The following is an 18,422-nucleotide window of genomic DNA, read 5'->3' as shown; positions in this document are numbered from 1 at the left end:
GATGGATTTAGGTATTGCGGGTAAATGGGCGCTGGTTTGCGGCGCCAGTAAAGGCCTTGGTTGGGGTTGCGCGGCAGCCCTGGTCGGTGAAGGGGTGAACGTCGTGATGGTGGCACGTGGCCGGGAAGCGCTTGATGCAGCCGCTGAGGGGCTCCGCAACGAGGTGGCGGGCGGCCGGGGCATCGAAGTCATCGCGGTCGCAGCGGACATCACTACGGCTGAGGGCCGTGCGGCCGTGTTTGCCATTCGCAAGGATTTCGACATTGTGGTGACCAACGCAGGTGGGCCACCGTCAGGTGATTTTCGTGATTGGGACCGTGACGCATGGATCAAGGCGATCGACGCCAACATGCTCACCCCCATCGAATTGATCAAGGCCGTTGTGGACGGTATGGCCGAGCGAGGCTTTGGCCGCATCATCAATATCACGTCCAGCGCGGTGAAGGCGCCCATTGACATTCTGGGGTTGTCCAATGGCGCGCGCTCTGGCCTGACGGGCTTTGTGGCCGGCCTGGCTCGCAACCCTCAATTCGCGTCCAGGGGCGTGACCATCAACAATCTTCTGCCCGGCAAATTTGACACCGATCGCCTTGCAAGCATCTACCAGGTGACTGCCGACAAAACCAGCCAATCCATCGATGTGATTCGTGCCAATGCTGCCAAGCAGGTGCCCGCAGGCCGCTTTGGCACGCCGCAAGAGTTTGGCGCTATTTGCGCCTTCCTGTGCAGCCAGCAAGCAGCGTATCTGACCGGCCAGAACATTCTGCCGGATGGGGGCCTGTACCCCGGCGCCTATTGAGTTGCCAGCCCCCTCTGCTGGCCCTGGGGGCGCTCACGAGTCTGCAACTGCCCAGGCCAGTTTCCCTGCGGTGAACTGACCTGGGATTGCTGGGGATTAATAAGGCACTTCGGCTGATGGCGTGCCTGGTTGGGCCGGGGGGCAAAACTTCCGCCAGATCTCGGGGCGATCAACCTGCTCCGCATAGCTCTGAAGCTGGTCGGCTGCCAGTCCGATTAACTGGCTGGCGCTTTTTCCTTGGGAATCCAGGTAGGCGTTCAGCTCTTGCACACACTCCGCCAATGCGCCATAGCCACGCATGAGCACCAGCGAAGTCATCTCAACGGCGTAAGCACCGGACAGCAGGAACCGCGCCACATCCAGCCCGCTGCGCGCACCATTGGTGGCGAGAAGAGGAAACTGCGGCCCCAGTCGCTTTCTGCTCATGGCCACGCAGCGCGCAGTCAGGGGAAGAGCCCAGGCGCCTCCCAGGGCGGCAGAGGTGTTCAGCAGCGGTTTGTGTGTGTCCAGGTCGGGAAGAAAACCCATGAAGCGGCCCATGAGAATGACTGCATCGGCGCCGCTGTTTCTGGCAGCTTCTGCCAATAGGGCTGGGTTTTCGCTTTGCCCTGTGAGTTTGATCCACAGGGGAAGGGTGACGGCCGCGCGCAGGCGCTTGACGATGGTCTCGATCCGGCTTGCATCGCGCTCCAACACAATGGCGCCCTTGGCTGCTTCGTCGCCGTGAGGCGCGCCAATGTTGACCTCCAGCACGCGGAAACCCATCTTTTCGACTGCCTGGGCGTAGGCGGCGCATTGTTCGAGATCGCTCAATATCAGGCTAGGGATGACGTAGCAGCCTTCGCTGGCGGCTTGCTGATCGAGAACAATCAGCTCTTGCATCCAGTCATCAAAAGACTTCTGAATAAGTCCGGACCGGCAGAAGATGGAGGCATCAGGCGGCGCATTGAAATCCCAGGCAACCGGCTTCCAGTCGGTGCCGACCATGCGGTAATCCGTTTTGTCCAGCTGCGACTTTGCCGCCATCGACTCGTTGACCGACTTGGCGACCACTGCGCCGACGCCACTGGCGATGGCAGCACGAATGCCTTCAGCGGTCATGGTGTGTTCGCCAGAGCCGCAGATGACGGGGTTTTTCAATTCCAGGCTGGAAATACGGATACGGAGATCTGCCACGGTAGAGTTTCCTTGCTATATGCTTTGCTGAGGGCCCCTCGGAGCCCTCTGCGCTGTGCGCAGCGGTGCTGCTACAAAAGAGCAGCGCCCACTTGCCGCTACGCGTTTTTAGTCCAGCTTCACGCCAGCATCCTTGATGCGCTGCTGAGAGACCACGCGGTCACGCTCAAGGAACTTGGCAAATTCCTCTGGCGTTTCTCCGATGACGTCGTACCCATTGGGCTGCACGAACTTCGACACATAGCCTTTGTCGTGGCTGATCTGCTTGATCGCCCGGCTGAGCGTGTCAATGATGGGCCTTGGCGTGCCTTTGGGTACGGACACGCCCATGTAGAAGCCCGCGTTCAGATCGGGAAAGCCCAGTTCCTTGAACGTGGGGACGTCTGGCAAGGCATCGATCCTGTTCTGCCCCGAGATGGCGAGAACTTTGAGTTTTCCACTGCTGACATAGGGTGTGGCTGCCGTGACGCCGGCAAACATGGCGTCAATGTTGCCTCCCAGCAAGTCCTGCAGAGCGGGCGCGATCCCCTTGTAGGGGATGTTCCTGACGTCAAAGCCTCCGGCTTTCTTCAACGCCTCGAAAGAAAGGTGTGTCGTGCTGCCGGGGCTTGAAGAACCATAGTTGTGCTTGCTGCTGTCCTTTTTCATCAGCGCAATGAACTCTTTCAGATTCGACGCAGGAAGGCTTCCCTTTGCAATGAGCGCCATATTGACGTTGACGATGCGCGAGACTGGAATGAGGTCACGCTGCGGGTCATAGGGCAGCTTGGAATACAGAAAGGGGTTGAGCGACAAGGCGGCATCTGTAGCTAGCAGCATGGTGTAGCCATCTGGCTGCGACTTGGAAACTGCATCTGCCCCGATGATCTCGTTGGCGCCGCCCTTGTTGTCAATGATGACTGGCTGGCCGAGCGTTGCGCTAAGGCGCTCGCCAAACGCGCGAGCCAGTGCATCGATGGGTCCGCCCGCAGGATAAGGTACGACGATCTTGATGGGACGAGATGGATAGGACTGTGCAAGCACTGACGTGCTCACGCCGCTGGCTGCCAAAGCGAGCGCAAGACCGAGCGTGCGAACCACTGTCCGCCGACGGCGGCCTGCAGCTTGGATGCTGGTAGTGCATGGGCCCTCCGCAAAGGCTGAAACTCGAGTTGTCTCAGCGGAGTCCAAAGGCAGGGCAGGGCGGGATAATTTCATTTCTCTTTCTTTCGAGGGGATGGGTTATAGGTTCTGGCGGCTCTGGCTTTCCTGGGAAGGTCTGGAAGACTTTCCACTAGCCAGTTGTCTCACCGCTTTGGGCATTTCGAAACCGTGGTCTGCATAAATGGAGCATCCGAACTGTTCGGACAGCGCAGCGGCACAGCCTCTCAGAAGGCTGGAAATCTCGCCTGTCGTAGATTGCGCCGGAAGGTGCTGTACCGAGCCGACGATGGACACAATGCCAATCAGTTCGTCAGGCGAGCGCAAGATGGGCGCTGCCACTGCATTGATGCCTGTCAGTACTTCATCCGGCGCTTCTTCTATCAGCTGGCTTCGTATGAGCGCCATTCGTTCCTGGATCGCGCCTACGTCGCTCATCGAAGCCGGGGTGGGCTTGGCTAGAACTCCATTGAGCAGCCGAGCCCGTTGGGCCGCGCTGGCGTAGGACAGCGCAATTCGGCCCTGAGCCGAGCAGTGCGCAAGCGGGCGGTTACCAGGCTTGACCGTGATGCTGACGCTGCTCTCGTTGTCCACAGCGTCAATGACGAGCGCTTCACCGTTCAATGGAATAGAAAGCAGCGCGCTCTGGCCAGTGCAAGAGCGCAGCAGGTGCAGATACGGAGCTGCAATCGCCCGAATGTTGAATTGCACTCCGGCGCGCTCACCCAGGTGAAACAGCTTCCAGCCCAGGCGGTACTTCTCCGACTTCTGCTCTTGATCCACAAATCCGAACTGCCGCAGAGATGTCAGATTGCGGTGTACACGCGCCTTGGTCTGGCCAAGAAGTCTTGACAGCTCCGTGACTCCGAGGGGGCCGGATGCGGCCCCCAGTTCGTCCAGCAAGTTGGCAATAAGTGCAACTGAATCAAGGGGAGCTGGGCCTTCGGAGTCTGTCATTTTTTAAAAGGAATTTAGGTTGATAGGTTGAGACCCACGAGCGTAGCGGCGTTGGTGGACACCATCTTGCGCACGTCGGCTTCCCCATAGCCTAAATCCAGACAGGTTTCGATGACATTGCGGAAACCATCCACAAGCCGTGGGTTTCCCAGTTGACCCAGGTCGGAGCCCAAAATGGTCCGGTCAACGGTACCTGCAACGATCATCGCCTGCAGCTCCACGGGGTCGTAGAACTTGAACTTGGATCCCGGCACAAACATGCACATGGAGTGCTCAACATAGACGCCCATGCCCACCAGGCGCTTGATGTCGTCCAGGGTGGCATCAATCACATACGTGGGGTGATTGCAAAGCAGGCGATTCACGCCGCGGCGCTTGGCTTCTTCGAACAGTGGCCAGATCTCGGAGATATGCAGATGGCCTGATGAGAGGACGATATCGTTCTCTGCAATCATGTCCAGAATGGGCAACACTTCAGGCAGAAGCTTGCCCTGGCTGTCCACCACGGTCAAAGGCGTGGGGTCCAGCATCGTTTTCTTGGTCTGGGGGAACTTGTCCTTGAACTTCTCGTCCTGCTTGTGATGGTCCAGGTGGTTCTTCGAAGAGAAAGTGGGCATCCACACCAGCTTGGCGCCCAGTTTGATCCCGTGCTCGACTGCATAGATATTCAAACCGCCGGAGGTGTTGTTGAGCGGTACACCAGAAAGCAGCGTGACCTTGAGATGGGCGAACCGCTTGTTGAGCAGTTCGGTCACGGGGGTGGCGGAGTAGTAGTGGTCCTTGATGAGCAAGGCGCGCATGCCTACCGAGCTCGCCTCTTCCATCGCGTCGCAATGGTCGAAGTAGCGCGGCATCACGGATGGGCCGCTGTGGCAGTGAAGGTCAACAGCGCCTTCAAGCAAACGGTCTGGCAGCCCGGGGTCCGTCTGGCGCCATTGTTTGTTGGCTTCGGTGGTGAGGTTTGACATGTTGAAGTTTCCGAAAATCAGTCTTTGAACTCGGCCGCCTGGTATTCGACGAGATGGCGGTAGTCGTCCCGGATAGGGGAGAAGATGTCGAGATTGAGTGCCACTTCATCGCCAATCGGCTCGACGTAGTGCATCGTGTGTGCGGGAACCCGAACAATGCAGCCGGGGGTCATCTCGAACACCTCATCTCCGACGTGGTAGTTCATGCGCCCCTGGACGCAGACGGCAATCTGCTCGAAGTCATGCTGGTGTGGGCGGACCTGGATCCTGGGCTGCACCCAGTTCATTACCATGATCACGTTTTCGCCGCGGAATCCGCAGCGCTCTATGCCTTCGCGAACAAACTCGCGCGGCAAGGTGTTCCAATCAATCATCTGGGTCATAGTTGCATTCCTGGTGAAAATCAGTTGGGTAGCAATTGAGAAGACATGGATGCCGCTTGCGCTCGGAGATACGACTGATCCGAACCGATCAGAAAAACGCTGACGCCGCAATCTCTCCAGCGCGCTATCTCCCGTGCATCCGGCAGGAAGATGCCGACCGGTTTTCCGGCTGCCTCGCAGGCGCGGCAAATGCGTTCGGTCGCTGCACTCACAGAGGGGTGGTTGATGTCACCGACTCCCAACGAGACCGCGAGGTCTGCGCGCCCGATCAGAAAACCATCGGCACCTTCCACGCTGATCAGGCTTTCCAGGCAGTCCAGCGCCGAGGCGTCTTCTATCTGAAAGATCAAGGCGGTTTCGCGGTCGGCTTCGGCAATCAGATCGCCCATGCCAGTCAGTCCGTAAGCGCCGGCACGTGGTGAATTGGAGAAGCCTCTTGTGCCGTCGCGGTATCGTGAGCTGCGGACAATCTCTCGCATTCCCTCGGGGTTTACAGCGTGAGGAATGATCACGCCCGTCGCGCCCATATCAAGAACACTCAGCACAGTGGCCGGTTGACTGTCTGACACGCGAACCAGGGCCGGCTTGTGATGGGCTCTCGCGGCGAGCATGCAGACATCCAGTGCATGCGCATCGAACGGAGCGTGCTCCGCATCAAGCACCAGATAGTCCAGCGGAGTAGATGCCAGCACTTCCACCACCTGGTGACTCGGCGTCTTGACGAAAGTGCCGATCAAGGGCTGCCTGGCCTGTAGCGCCGCTCGAAACGAAGGTTTAGTCAAGTTTGATCCCCAGCTCTTTGATGCGCCGTCCGGAGATTTCCTTGTCCTGCTTCATGTAGGCTTGGAACTGCGCAGGCGTATCGCCAATGGTCTCGTAGCCATAAGGCTCTACGTTCTTCTCAAGGAACGCCTTGTCGGCGAGCGCCTTGCGGACATCGGCTGCAATTTTTTCTATCACCGGCTTGGGTGTGCCGGCAGGCGCAGCCAGACCCAGGTACAGGTTGGCGACCACCTTGGGATAGCCTGCTTCTGCAAACGTAGGGACATCAGGCAGCGACTTCGCGCGTTTGGAGCCGGCAATCGCAAGTACCTTGACTTTGCCAGTGGGCATCTGCGAGATGGCCGCCGTTGCTCCAGCGATCATGGCGTCAATGGAGTTGCCCAGCATGTCCTGCATGGCGGGCGCAATGCCTTTGTAGGGGACGTGGAGCATCTCAAACCCGGCTTCTTTCTTGACGCTCTCCATGGCCAGGTGGGTTGTACCGCCCGCACCAGCTGATCCATAGCTGTGCTTGGTGCCTTCCTTTTTCATCAGTGCCACGAAATCCTTCAGCGTCGGAGTCTCGAGCGCGCTTCGTGTGATCAGCACCATGTTGAAGTAGACGGCGCGCGTGACTGGTGCCAGGTCCTTATCCGCGTCATAGGGCATCTTGGAGTAGAGGAAGGCGTTCTGAGTGAAAGCAGCTTCCGAGCCCAATAACAAGGTGTAGCCGTCGGCCGGGGACTTGGTCACTGCCTGGGCCGCAATGATTTCATTGGCTCCGGGGCGGTTGTCTATGACCACCGGTTGCTTCCAAAGAGCGCCCAGGGTCTCCCCCAGCCCGCGTGCAAAGTTGTCGACAGGCGCGCCTGCCGGATACGGAACGACCAGCCGGACAGGCTTGTTCGGAAAACTCTGCGCGATTGAATTTGTGATCCCGAGGGTGCCGAAGCCCGCAATAAGCGCGCACTTCAACAGGCCGTTGACTTGTCTCCACATGATCGATTCCTTATTTTTGTCTCGTTGACAGTGATAGTGTATCGTTCATTGGAACAATGATGCAAGGTTTTTTACAGGAAGAAGATCTTCTGAAGAACTCGTGTCGAGCGTTCAGGGAGCGAAAGCTGAAGTTAAAAAGAAGCCTTAAGTTGTCTATCTAGTCCGGGATTTGGTTGAGATGGGATCCTTTTGAGCGCGTGTATTTTTTGCCACGGCCATGAACGCAGGGGCGTGGGGTGTATGCAGGCGGCTTGTGATGCGACTGGCCAGGCGCACTCTCCAAAAACGTCCGGCGCCGGCTAGGGCCGCATGTCCTTGCGTCCGTACGTCGCTATGTGCGGATGGCCTCGCGCAAGGCGCCACCCGCGCGGCCAGCGAGGCGCGGTGTGACATGAAATGGAGCAGGGTGACGCTGCTAACTTGCTGAACTGTTAATAAGACTGCAAGAGAATCGATCGATGGCCTGGGCTATCTGCGCGAAGACACCACAATGCCCGCCACTATCAGGACAAAGGCGACGGCGTGGTATGCCCGAGGTGCCTCACCCAGGAACAGGGTGGAAAGCACGGCCGCAAATACCGGGGTGAGATTCGAGAAGAAGCCCGCTACCACAGGGCCGGCACGTTGTACGGCCATACCCCACCAGCGGTAAGCTAGTACCGCTGGACCAATGGACACGAACAGCAGCACTGCCAATAAAGGCAAGCCCCAATCAACCTTCGTATCTGTCAGGCCCCACTCCCCCGCCGCCAGCAGGCCAGACCAACCGACACCGAACACCACTTGAGCCAGCAGGAACGCAGAGCTGTCCGCCCGTATGGCTTTGGGTTCTGAGCCTCGGGCCAGGAGCCAGGAATACCAGGCCCAGGATATCGTGGCCATCAGCATGTACAGATCGCCTGGCACCAGTTGAAGCGAGGTCAATTGTTCCAGTTTGCCGCGCGCCAGTATGGTGGCGACTCCGGCTATCGACAGACCGGCGCCCGCCATTTGCCAGCGGTTGACTTTCATGCCGAAAAAAAAGTGGCCCAGTGCCAATGACCACAAGGGCCCGCTGGAGCCGACGAGCGTCACGTTCAGGGGCGTTGAGGTGTGCAAGGCCAGGTACTGAAGCGCGTTGTATAGGCCCGTGCCCACAAGACCCAGTAAGGCAAAGCGCCTCCAGTTCTTCCAAAGCCCGCTTTCAGAGCGCAGCACCCAGGTGGCCATGGGAAGCAAGATGAGAAAGGCCAGCGACCAGCGGAAGAAATTGAGCAGCAGCGGAGGAATCAGGGGCACAGCCAAACGACCTACCACCGCATTGCCCGCCCATAGCAAAGGGGCCAGGACCAGGAGGGAGATTGTCAGAGGCGTGAGGCGGTCGAACTTGTGCACCCCTCTATCGTGCCATGTTTGCAGCCGGGAACTTCCACGTGCTAAGGCCTGCTGGCCTGCGCAGTTGCGAAAAGCGTGGCACCATCCGATTTTCAGTGTCCTTGAGGGAGTAGCGTTGCCATGCCATTAGCCGTTCAGATCAGCCAGCCAGGCGGCCCGGAAGAAATGCGTTTGGTCGATTTGCCTGTGGGTGATCCCGGACCCGGCCAGGTCCGTATTCGCCACAAGGCCATTGGTCTCAACTTCATCGACGTCTATCAGCGCACGGGCTTGTACACCCTGCCCATGCCCTTGACGCTAGGCATGGAAGGTGCCGGCCTCATTGAGGCTGTCGGCGAAGGCGTGACCCACCTGAAGGTGGGCGATCGCGCGGCGTACGCCGGGCATCCCCCCGGCAGCTACAGCGAGGTTCGCGTGATGCCCGCATTGCCTGTGTGCAAGCTGCCCGAAAGTATCAGCTTTGAAACAGGTGCGGCCATGATGCTCAAGGGCCTCACCGCGCAATATCTGCTGCGTAAGACGCTTCCAAGTGAAGGGCTGGTCGCAGGAGATCACATCTTGTGGCACGCCGCTGCCGGTGGCGTGGGGCTGATTGCGTGCCAGTGGGCCAAGTCCCTGGGCTACCAACTGATTGCCACAGCGGGCTCGGAAGAAAAATGCAAGCTGGCATTGGCCAATGGTGCGACGCACGCGATCAACTACCGAACAGAAGATTTCGCAGCGCGCGTGAAGGACATCACTGGCGGGAAGGGCGTGAAGGTGGTCTACGACTCCGTAGGCAAAGACACCTGGGACAAGTCCATCGAATGCCTGCGTCCCTTCGGGCTGATGGCCAGTTTCGGCAATGCAAGCGGCCCCGTGCCGCCGTTTTCGCCCGCTATCCTGGTGGCCAAGTCCTTGTATGTGACACGCGCAGGCTTGTTTACTCACATTGCTACCCGCGAAGGCTGCCAGAAAATGGCGGACGATTTGTTTGATGTGGTGGGTTCCGGCAAAGTGAAGATCCACATTGAACAGCGTTTCCCGCTGGCTGAGGTGCAGGCGGCGCACCGAGCGCTTGAGGCGCGGAAAACCACAGGCTCGACCATCCTGACGGTCTAGGCGTTCGCATGGAGGAATCCGACTGATGTATGTGCTGGTGACCGCAGAGTTTGCAAAGCACCATGCTGAGGACGTGCGCAAGATCGTCAAGGCGCCATGCCATCTGGTCATTTTTGATGCGGTAGCAGACATCACCCCAGCTGACCTGGATCTTGTAGAAGTTGCCTTCCTGTCACTTGACCTGATGGGCGGGCAAGATGAGGGCGGCGGCCATCCCCGGCTGCGGGCATTTTCTCGCGTAGCGAGCATGACACCCGCTCTGCGCTGGATTCATACGCAAGCCGCGGGTGCAGACCGGGAAGTGCTTCAAAATGCCATGAAGCGAGGGGCTATTGTTTCCACTTCATCGGGCGCCAGTTCTCAGGCGGTGGCGCATACGGCGATAGCCGGCATGTTGGCACTCGCGCGAGACGTGCCGCATTGGGTTCGCGCTCAACAGCAGAAAGTCTGGAGCGCTCCGCACAGGGGCCACTGGCCTCGCGATGTCGACGGCACCCAGGCCCTGATTGTGGGAACAGGTCCGATCGGGCAAGCCATTGGCCGCATCACCAAGGCCATGGGGATGAAGGTTGCTGGCGTTCGTAGAACCGCCGAGGCGCTCCCCGAGTTTGATGAGATGCTTGATTTCAGCCAGATCGGGAAAGTCTTGCCTCGCACGGACTGGCTGTTCCTGGCCTGTCCGCTGACTGCTCAGACCCATTCTCTGGTGGACGCCGCTTTTTTGGAGCACCTTCCCACGGGCGCTCACATTGTGAATGTGGCCAGAGGCGAGGTGATCGTCGAGGACGCTGTACGCACCGCCTTGAAAAGTGAAAAGTTGGCAGGGTATTACAGCGACGTTTTCATTGGAGAGCCCCTGCCTGCCAATTCAGACTGGTGGGAAACGCCGAGGGTCTTGATGTCGCCTCATCTCGGTGCGTCCTCCATAGGCTATGGGCCGCGGACGGTCGAGACATTTCTCGACAACCTCAGCCGGTATGTAGCCGGCACGGCGCTTCGCAACGTGGTCGTCTCTTAGGGGAAGAGAAATCCGGATCGACAGATCAAGCGATTCGGCAACGCTTGATTTTCGTTCATCGTCGAACCAGTCGATATCGATTAGCCGCTCTTTTTCACCCGGCGTAGTTCGTCCACGATCAAGCAGACAGCACCTACCGTAATCGCCGCATCGGCAACGTTGAACGCCGGGAAGTGCCCACGATAGAAGAGCGGGCTCAGGAAGGACCAGTGGAAGTCCAGAAAGTCCACCACATAGCCATGCAGCAGCCGGTCTATGACGTTGCCCACCGCGCCACCCAGAATCATGCTCAGGCTGAAGGAGAACAGCTTTTGCCCTGAGTGAGAACGCAGCAACCACAGAATGAACAGCACGGCTATGGTGGCCAGAGCCACAAAGAACCAGCGTTGCCAGCCGCTTGCGCCGGCCAGGAATGAAAACGCCGCGCCGGTGTTGTGGGCGCGCACAACGTTGAAGAAGGTGGTCACGTAGGTGCTGTCACCGAGCTGGTAGTTGCCCAGGATCAGTTGCTTGGTGAACTGATCCAGGATCACCACCACGGCGGCCAGCGCCAGCCAAAGCACCAGCGAACTGCCATTTCCCTTGGAGCGCGCCATGTCAGTGACGCCCTGCCAAGGCCCAAGCTCCGCCAGGAGCGGAGCAGGCCCTACCTGAACTACAAACGAGTTGCCTCATGCCACCAACCTGCTTTCGCCTGAGCCAAACAGGTTGCTGATGCAGCGCCCGCATAAAGCGGGGTGCTCGGCATGCTGGCCGACGTCAGGCACGTAATGCCAGCAGCGGTCGCACTTGGCGTCACTGGACACGCTGGCCGCAACCGACAGCGCGTCTCCGACAACCAGCGCGACAGCAGAGGTGATGAACACGAACTTCAGGTCATCTCCCAGGCTACTGAGCAATGCATGGTCTGCGGCCGGCGCCGTGATCACCACATTGGCCTGCAAGGACGAGCCAACCGCACCTTGCGAGCGAAGCGCTTCAATGTCCTTGTTGACCAGCTCGCGGATCTGCCGGATGCGTGCCCACTTGTCCAGAAGTGCCTTGTCTGCGTCATTGAACGTCCAGAACTCTTCAAGAAAGATGGAGTCGCTATTGCCTACCAACTTCCAGGTTTCTTCTGCCGTGAAGCTGAGAAACGGTGCCATCCAGCGCACCATGGCCTGGGTGAGTTGCCATAGTGCCGTTTGTGCACTGCGGCGAGCCAGAGATCCGGGTGCCGTGGTGTAGAGGCGGTCTTTCAGGACGTCAAGGTAGAAGCCGCCCAGGTCTTCTGAGCAGAAGAGCTGAAGCTTGGCAACCACAGGGTGGAACTCATACGCCTCGTAATGCTCCAGCACTTCCTTCTGGAACTCGGCCGCGCGGCCCAGCATCCAGCGGTCGATCTCAAGGAGTTGGTCGAACGGCACACGGTCTTTGGCAGCGTCGAAATCGTTGGTATTGGCCAACAGAAAGCGCAGGGTGTTGCGGATGCGGCGATAGGCGTCGATCACGCGCGCCATGATCTTGTCGTCGCCGGCTATATCGCCAGAGTAATCACTCGCGGCGACCCACAGACGCAGGATTTCGGCGCCCCATTTTTTGTTGGCTTCTTGAAGGTTGATGCCGTTGCCGAGCGATTTGCTCATCTTGCGGCCTTGCGCATCCACCGTGAAGCCGTGCGTCAGCAGGCTTCGGTAAGGCGCGCGGCCCCGAATGGCTGATGCCAGCAGCAGCGAAGAATGGAACCAGCCGCGATGCTGGTCATGCCCTTCGAGGTACATGTCAGCCTCTGGCCCACTCGTGTGGTGCTCGTTCGGGTGCGTGCCGCACAGCACGTGAGCAAAGGTGGAGCCAGAGTCGAACCATACTTCGAGGATGTCATTGCCTTTGGTATAGAGCTTGGCATCTTCGTCCCCCAGGATTTCCTCGGCTGTGACGCGGCTCCAGGCCTCGATGCCGCCTTGATCAATGATGTCTGCCGCTTGATCCAGGATTTCCATGGTGCGCGGGTGCAGCTCGTCGGTTTCCTTGTGCAGGAAGAACGCGATAGGTACGCCCCAGGCACGCTGGCGGCTGATCACCCAGTCTGGGCGGCCAGAGATCATGTCGCGCAGGCGGGTTTTTCCCGAAGGTGGGAAGAACGCGGTGTCTTCAATGGCGCGCAGCGCTGTCGTGCGCAGGGTTTCTGGCGCCTTGTCCTTGGTGAACACGCCTTCGCCCTCGTCCATGCGCACGAACCACTGCGAGGCAGCGCGGTAGATCACCGGTGATTTGTGGCGCCAGCAGTGCGGATAGCTGTGGGTGATGGTGCTGGTGGCCAGCAAGCGGCCTGCTTCATCCAGCGTCTTGATGATGACCGGTACAGCCTTCCAGATGTCCAGTCCGCCGAAGAGCGGAAAGTCTGCGGCGTAGCTGCCGCCACCCTGCACTGGGTTAAGGATGTCTGCATGGGCCAGCCCATGGGAAACGCAGGAGTTGAAATCCTCTATACCGTAGGCGGGTGCGGAGTGAACGATACCGGTACCGTCCGTATCAGTGGCATAGTCGGCCAGGTACACGGGCGCAAGGCGCTTGTAGCCTTCGTTCACGTCGTAGAGCGGGTGCTTGAATTCCAGGCCGCCGAGTTTGTCGCCCATCGCCGTGGCAACGACGTGGCCTTCCAGCCCAAATCGCTTCAGACTGTCTTCCACGCGGGCCTTGGCCAGCACCAGCAGCCCCTTGGGCGTATCTACCAGCGCGTACTCTAGGTGAGGGCCCAGGTTGAGCGCCTGGTTGGCAGGGATGGTCCAGGCGGTCGTGGTCCAAATGACGACGAAAGCCGGCTTGTCCAGCTGCTTCAGGCCAAAGGCGGCAGCAAGCTTGGCTGGGTCTGCAGCCTCAAAGGCCACGTCAACCGTGTTGCTCTTCTTGTCCTGGTATTCGATTTCAGCTTCTGCCAGGGCTGAAGCACAGTCGAAGCACCAGTACACAGGCTTGAGGCCCCGGTAAACAAAACCGCGTTCGATGAGGCGCTTGAATACGCGCAACTCCCCCGCTTCATTGGCCTTGTTCATCGTCTTGTAGGGGTTGTCCCACTCGCCCAGGACCCCCACGCGTTTGAAGTCCTCCATTTGCAGAGCAATCTGCTCGGTGGCGTAGGCGCGGCCTTTGGCCTGCATCTCGTCGCGAGAGAGTTTGCGGCCATAGAGTTTTTCGATCTGGTTCTCGATCGGCAGGCCATGGCAATCCCAGCCCGGCACGTAATGCGCATCCATGCCCTTGAGCTGGCGCGTCTTGACGATCATGTCCTTGAGGATCTTGTTGACCGCGTGACCTGCATGTAACTGGCCATTGGCATAGGGCGGGCCGTCGTGAAGGATGAACTTTTCTCTTCCAGCGCGGGCCTGGCGCAGCCGCTTGTAAAGGCCCATGTCTTCCCATTCCTTGAGCCACCCGGGCTCGCGCTTGGGCAAATCCCCGCGCATGGGAAAGGGGGTGTCAGGCAAGTTGAGCGTCTTGCGGTAATCAGGCTTGGTCTCGGTGTTCATGAATGCGAAAACCTCGGGAAAATTGGGCAGCAGATCAGGCACTTGATGCCATGGATCCGAAAACTTGAAAACTGCTGACTGCGTGCGAGTGCGTACGCAGTTGGCGGTGGAATGGGGAGCGGGGCGCTTTGGCGGACTGAGTGACGTGGAAATGGGGCGTCCGCCGCCCCTTCAAATTCGTGCTGGAGGTGCCGCCAGCCAAGCGCGCGCGTCAGCGCAATCGCGTGCTATTCCCTCTGTCAGGGCCGCGAGGCTGTGATAGCGCAATTCGTCATGCAGTTTGTGCAGCAAGTCCACACGGATGATTTTACCGTAGGCACCCTCAGCCCCCAGATGTGCGGGCCAATCCAGTACATGCGTCTCCAGTAACACCCTGCCGCCGTTCACATCATTGGGATCCAGGGAAGGGCGGACGCCCAGGTTGGCCACCCCGGCCAATGGCTTGGCATCCAGGCCATGCACCCTGACCACAAAAATCCCGCTGGCCGCTGGATTCCAGGCATGGGCGCGGCGGGAAAATCGTAAATTCAGGGTGCGAAAGCCATCTGCACGGCCCGGGGCGGTCTCTGCCAGGGCGCGGCCGAGTTTGCGCCCGTGGACCACATGTCCGCTGATTGAATAGGGCCGTCCCAACAACGCCGCCGCATCGTCCAGCCGGCCCTCAGCCAGCGCATCCCGCACGGCCGATGAGGAAACGCGCAGGCCATGCACCTCATAGCTCATCATGCGTGCCACGTCGAAACCGTGTTGGCGCCCCGACGCATCCAGCATCGCATAGTCACCCGCTCGCTTGGCGCCAAAGCGGAAATCGTCTCCCACCAGTACATAGCGAACGCCCAAGCCAGCCAGGAGCACCTCTTCAATAAACTTCTCGGGCGTCTGACGTGCCAACGCGGCATTGAACGGAAGCACCAGTGTCTGATCGACGCCGCAGCGCGCCAGCTCGGTCAGTTTGTCGCGCAAGGTGGCTATGCGTGGCGGTGCAAGATGTGGCTGATTCAAGGCCGTGGCGAAATAGTCCCTGGGGTGCGGCTCGAAAGTCATCACGCAACTGGGCACGCCGCGATGCGCAGCTTCGCTTTTCAGCAGCGCGAGCATGGCCTGATGGCCTCGGTGCACACCATCGAAGTTGCCAATTGTGAGGGCGCATCCCGGTGCAATACCAGGGTGGCGCAGGCCGCGGTAGATTTTCATCAGGGGAACATCGACTGAAATATGCTTTTGATAGCGTGCTGAACAATGCCCATGCAGACAAGACGCGAAAACGTCATGAGAACTAGCGTATATTGTGACCTGAAGCTGTCAATAATATTTGAATCTAATTTTCAAGGCTTATTGCTGGCTCACGCTGTCGGTTCATTGGCTCATTGCTGCTTGAAGGAGGCGTTAGTGAAGGTCCTGAAGCTTTCTGCCCAAGGCTTGCCCCAGTCCTGGATTTCGCTTGAACAGGCGGTGATTCACTATGCGGCGGAAGAAGTGCGCTGGGAGGCGGGGGCGAGAGTGGCTGTTTTCCACGGAGGCCACAATGCCATCACAGGCGAGCAGTCGATCATCACGGTCAACAGCATCATCGGCACGCGTGGCGTCCCGAATATCAATCCTTTCGATCTACGGCCCGGACTGAGTAACAGCAAGCTGTTTGCCAGAGACCGCAACATCTGCGCGTATTGCGGCGACCATTTCACTGAGGTTGATCTCACGCGGGAGCACATCATCCCGCTGGGCCAGAAGGGGCGGGACACCTGGATGAATGTGGTGACTGCCTGCCGTCCCTGCAATCATCGCAAGAGCAACCGCACGCCAGAGCAGGCACGTATGCCACTCCTTTATACCCCTTACGTGCCCAGCCTCTGGGAAGACTTCATCTTGCGAAACCGGCGCATCCTGGCTGACCAGATGGAATTCCTGATGGCTCATTTGCCTAAGACCTCCCGATTGCACGGCTGAAGGGCGTTCGCAGAGGCGCCCTTGAGGCTTGAGCCTCGAATGAGGTCGAGTGGGCAGATTTACGGACTGATTTCTTTCAAGAGCTCTGGGGTCACTACCGATTTGTAGCGTTCAATGTCTTGAAGTATGTAATTTTTAAATTCGCTCATCGGCACATCTCGCTCGAGCGCTCCGTCTTTTCGAATGACTGAGCGGACATTCGGCGCTGCCAATGCCATGCTGAGATGGCGTGAAAGGGTTTTGACAATCTCAGGCGGTGTACAAGCGGGAGCTACCAGACCGTACCACTGTTCAACTTCCACGTTGACACCTGACTCCATGAACGTGGGTACATCTGGGAGTGCTGGATTCCGCCTGGGGCTTCCAATGGCGAGGAGTCGCAGTTGTTTTTGGCGGACTTGGCCAATCAGGGGCGACGCTGTGGTCAGGAAAGAATCCACGGAGCCTCCCATCATGTCGGTAATGGCGGGCCCAGACCCACGATAAGGCACGTGAAGCATGTTCACCTTGGCCGCTTGTTTAACCATTTCCATATCCAGGTGGCCCGCGCCTCCTGTTCCGGTAGACGCGTAAGTCATGGATTTGCCCTTCGCCGCAGCGATCAGATCCTGAAGGGTTTTATACGGGGAATTGTGAGCGACAAACACACCTATAGGCGACTCAAGAATCAGCCCGATGGGCTCAAAGTCTTGTGGCACTTTGTAAGCTAATGAAGTGCCGCGCACCGCTTGGGCGACTGCGAAATTTCCACTCATTGCCAAGAGCAGCGTATATCCATCCGGCTTGGCTTTGGCCACCACGTCAGCGGCAATATTGCCTCCTGCACCCGCCCGGTTTTCCACAATGACCGTCTGACCAAGACTTTTGCCCATTTCCTGCGCAACCAATCGCCCATAAAGATCCCCGCCGCCACCAGGCGGAAATCCCACGATCAGTTTGATAGGTTGTTCAGGGTATGCCGCTGAGGCTACTCCTGGGGCCATGATGCAAGCTGCAAGTAAAAATCCGAGATGAGCTTTCTTAAGAATTTTCATGTATCTAACTTTGGTGATGATGTGTGCTGCTGAGCTTTGAAGGTTTTGGGCTTGTCAGCTGCAAGCGTGATGAAGAAAGAGGTCGCTGAGAAAATCCGAGCAAAGCGATAATTGAGAAAGCTCAACAAACTCATCGGGCCGGTGAGCGTGTTCAATGCTTCCGGGTCCACAAATGACGGTGGTTATGCCCGCTTGTTGATAGAGACCGCCTTCTGTCATGAATCCGACGTGTGGGCCAATGCCTTGAACACCGCGCCGTTGAGAAAGCTGGGTGGCGAATTCGGAATTTATTTCTGCGTGAAGTGCGGGGTTGTCACTTAATTTCTCAAAGACTAAGCTGGTCTCTGCGCATTTAAACCGCATTCGGGGCAGAACCGAGTTAAGTCCGAAATCTTCAATGTGCTGAAAGATTTTGTCGGGGTCGCTTTGTGGGAGATAGCGATACCCGAAAGTGAAATCGCATTCGCTGGGAACAATGTTTCTTGCCAAACCCCCGGCGATCAGGCTTGTCTGAAGCATGTCGCACGGTGTCTCGTAACCTGATTCAGGGTAGCGCTCTTTTTGGAGAGAGTCCGCCAATTCTTCAATCTTGCCGATGACTGACGCAGCGTAATGAATTGCATTGACCCCTTCATTTGCCATAGAAGCGTGAGCGGCTTTTCCTTTGACGCTGCAGCGGTAATTGCGACTGCCTTTGTGAGATTGCACAATACGCATGCTCGTGGGTTCCCCGACAACGCACATGGTCGGAGCCAGCCCCCGCTCCTGCATCTCGGTTAAGAGTGGTCTAACGCCTTTGCAGCCTACCTCTTCGTCGTAAGTGAAGGCCAGGTGTATAGGGCTCTTCAGGGCATTGACATTCAAGTTCTCAACGCAGAATATGGTTGCAGCGATAAAGCCTTTCATATCGCACGAACCACGTCCGTAGAGTTTTCCATCTCGAATAGCGGCATTGAATGGGTCGCTTGCCCATGCTTGCCCTTCCACTGGAACCACATCTGTGTGGCCAGAGATAAGCAAGCCACCTGGGATTTGAGGGCCAATCGTGGCAAATAGGTTCGCCTTGGTCTTGGTGGCGTCGAAATTCAACCAAGACTCAATTCCTTTCTTTGCCAGCAGTTCCTGCAGCCAATAAATCAAAGGGAGGTTTGTAGCTGAAGAGATCGTGGGGAAGGAAATCAGGCGCGTGAGGATGTCTATAGTTCTATTCATTAACCTACCCAGCAGCATTTGCCACGATTAGTATTTCAATACTTTT

General features: G+C 58.1%; 17 protein-coding genes. 4 read left to right on the top strand and 13 right to left on the bottom strand.

What is annotated here, in order from left to right:
• The first annotated feature begins 1 nt into the window (after window position 1).
• Complete coding sequence (locus ABIE13_RS17255) at window positions 2-799, top strand: SDR family oxidoreductase (RefSeq protein WP_354445686.1); 798 nt, start codon at window positions 2-4, stop codon at window positions 797-799.
• 96 nt (window positions 800-895) lie between these two features.
• On the opposite strand, the gene ABIE13_RS17250 is transcribed toward ABIE13_RS17255, so the two are convergent.
• From ABIE13_RS17250 to ABIE13_RS17215, 8 genes are all read right to left on the bottom strand, one after another.
• Complete coding sequence (locus tag ABIE13_RS17250; protein WP_354445684.1) at window positions 896-1,975, bottom strand: hypothetical protein; 1,080 nt, start codon at window positions 1,973-1,975, stop codon at window positions 896-898.
• 108 nt (window positions 1,976-2,083) lie between these two features.
• Window positions 2,084-3,172: a Bug family tripartite tricarboxylate transporter substrate binding protein gene (locus ABIE13_RS17245; protein WP_354445682.1), complete on the bottom strand. Its 1,089-nt coding sequence runs from the start codon at window positions 3,170-3,172 to the stop codon at window positions 2,084-2,086.
• Window positions 3,173-3,196: 24 nt separating this feature from the next.
• On the bottom strand, window positions 3,197-4,072 hold the full coding sequence (locus ABIE13_RS17240) for an IclR family transcriptional regulator (protein ID WP_354445680.1): 876 nt from the start codon (window positions 4,070-4,072) through the stop codon (window positions 3,197-3,199).
• Window positions 4,073-4,086: 14 nt separating this feature from the next.
• Entirely contained in the window at window positions 4,087-5,040 is a 954-nt protein-coding gene (locus ABIE13_RS17235; protein WP_354445678.1) for a DUF6282 family protein, read from the bottom strand.
• A gap of 17 nt (window positions 5,041-5,057) precedes the next feature.
• Window positions 5,058-5,423 carry a cupin domain-containing protein gene (locus tag ABIE13_RS17230; protein WP_354445676.1) on the bottom strand — a complete coding sequence of 122 codons (366 nt, stop codon included), beginning with the start codon at window positions 5,421-5,423 and terminating at the stop codon, window positions 5,058-5,060.
• A 20-nt stretch (window positions 5,424-5,443) separates the two neighbouring features.
• Entirely contained in the window at window positions 5,444-6,205 is a 762-nt protein-coding gene (locus ABIE13_RS17225) for an HpcH/HpaI aldolase family protein (RefSeq protein ID WP_354445674.1), read from the bottom strand.
• Entirely contained in the window at window positions 6,198-7,184 is a 987-nt protein-coding gene (locus ABIE13_RS17220) for a Bug family tripartite tricarboxylate transporter substrate binding protein (RefSeq protein WP_354445672.1), read from the bottom strand. Before ABIE13_RS17220 ends, ABIE13_RS17225 begins: the two co-directional genes overlap by 8 nt.
• A 468-nt stretch (window positions 7,185-7,652) precedes the next feature.
• A complete protein-coding gene (locus tag ABIE13_RS17215) occupies window positions 7,653-8,558 on the bottom strand; it encodes a DMT family transporter (RefSeq protein ID WP_354445670.1) in 906 nt (301 codons plus the stop codon).
• A 120-nt stretch (window positions 8,559-8,678) separates the two neighbouring features.
• Between ABIE13_RS17215 and ABIE13_RS17210 the strand changes: the two genes are divergently transcribed.
• Together ABIE13_RS17210 and ABIE13_RS17205 are read left to right on the top strand one after the other, a co-directional pair.
• On the top strand, window positions 8,679-9,659 hold the full coding sequence (locus tag ABIE13_RS17210) for a quinone oxidoreductase family protein (RefSeq protein WP_354445668.1): 981 nt from the start codon (window positions 8,679-8,681) through the stop codon (window positions 9,657-9,659).
• 25 nt (window positions 9,660-9,684) lie between these two features.
• Window positions 9,685-10,677 carry a D-2-hydroxyacid dehydrogenase gene (locus tag ABIE13_RS17205; protein ID WP_354445666.1) on the top strand — a complete coding sequence of 331 codons (993 nt, stop codon included), beginning with the start codon at window positions 9,685-9,687 and terminating at the stop codon, window positions 10,675-10,677.
• A gap of 80 nt (window positions 10,678-10,757) precedes the next feature.
• Here ABIE13_RS17205 and lspA read toward each other — a convergent pair whose 3' ends face one another.
• The 3 genes from lspA to ABIE13_RS17190 form a co-directional block, all read right to left on the bottom strand.
• The gene (lspA, locus tag ABIE13_RS17200; RefSeq protein WP_354445664.1) at window positions 10,758-11,273 is read right to left on the bottom strand and encodes a signal peptidase II; all 516 of its coding nucleotides are present in this window, start codon (window positions 11,271-11,273) and stop codon (window positions 10,758-10,760) included.
• 75 nt (window positions 11,274-11,348) lie between these two features.
• The gene (gene ileS, locus ABIE13_RS17195; RefSeq protein ID WP_354445663.1) at window positions 11,349-14,183 is read right to left on the bottom strand and encodes an isoleucine--tRNA ligase; all 2,835 of its coding nucleotides are present in this window, start codon (window positions 14,181-14,183) and stop codon (window positions 11,349-11,351) included.
• Window positions 14,184-14,354: 171 nt separating this feature from the next.
• Entirely contained in the window at window positions 14,355-15,377 is a 1,023-nt protein-coding gene (locus tag ABIE13_RS17190) for a bifunctional riboflavin kinase/FAD synthetase (RefSeq protein ID WP_354445661.1), read from the bottom strand.
• A 195-nt stretch (window positions 15,378-15,572) separates the two neighbouring features.
• Here ABIE13_RS17190 and ABIE13_RS17185 point away from each other — a divergent pair, with 195 nt between their 5' ends.
• On the top strand, window positions 15,573-16,130 hold the full coding sequence (locus tag ABIE13_RS17185) for an HNH endonuclease (protein ID WP_354445659.1): 558 nt from the start codon (window positions 15,573-15,575) through the stop codon (window positions 16,128-16,130).
• Between the two features lie 59 nt (window positions 16,131-16,189).
• Here the strand turns inward: ABIE13_RS17185 and ABIE13_RS17180 are convergent, their stop codons facing one another.
• Window positions 16,190-17,164, bottom strand: a complete 975-nt coding sequence (locus tag ABIE13_RS17180; protein ID WP_354445657.1) for a Bug family tripartite tricarboxylate transporter substrate binding protein — start codon at window positions 17,162-17,164, stop codon at window positions 16,190-16,192.
• 54 nt (window positions 17,165-17,218) lie between these two features.
• The gene (argE, locus tag ABIE13_RS17175) at window positions 17,219-18,376 is read right to left on the bottom strand and encodes an acetylornithine deacetylase (RefSeq protein WP_354445655.1); all 1,158 of its coding nucleotides are present in this window, start codon (window positions 18,374-18,376) and stop codon (window positions 17,219-17,221) included.
• Between the last annotated feature and the right edge of the window lie 46 nt (window positions 18,377-18,422).

It is taken from the genome of Ottowia thiooxydans (assembly GCF_040548795.1).
In the GTDB taxonomy this organism is placed as follows: domain Bacteria; phylum Pseudomonadota; class Gammaproteobacteria; order Burkholderiales; family Burkholderiaceae_C; genus Ottowia; species Ottowia thiooxydans_A.
Note: the sequence above shows the minus strand (reverse complement) of the source record. Positions and strands in the feature narration are given on the sequence as shown.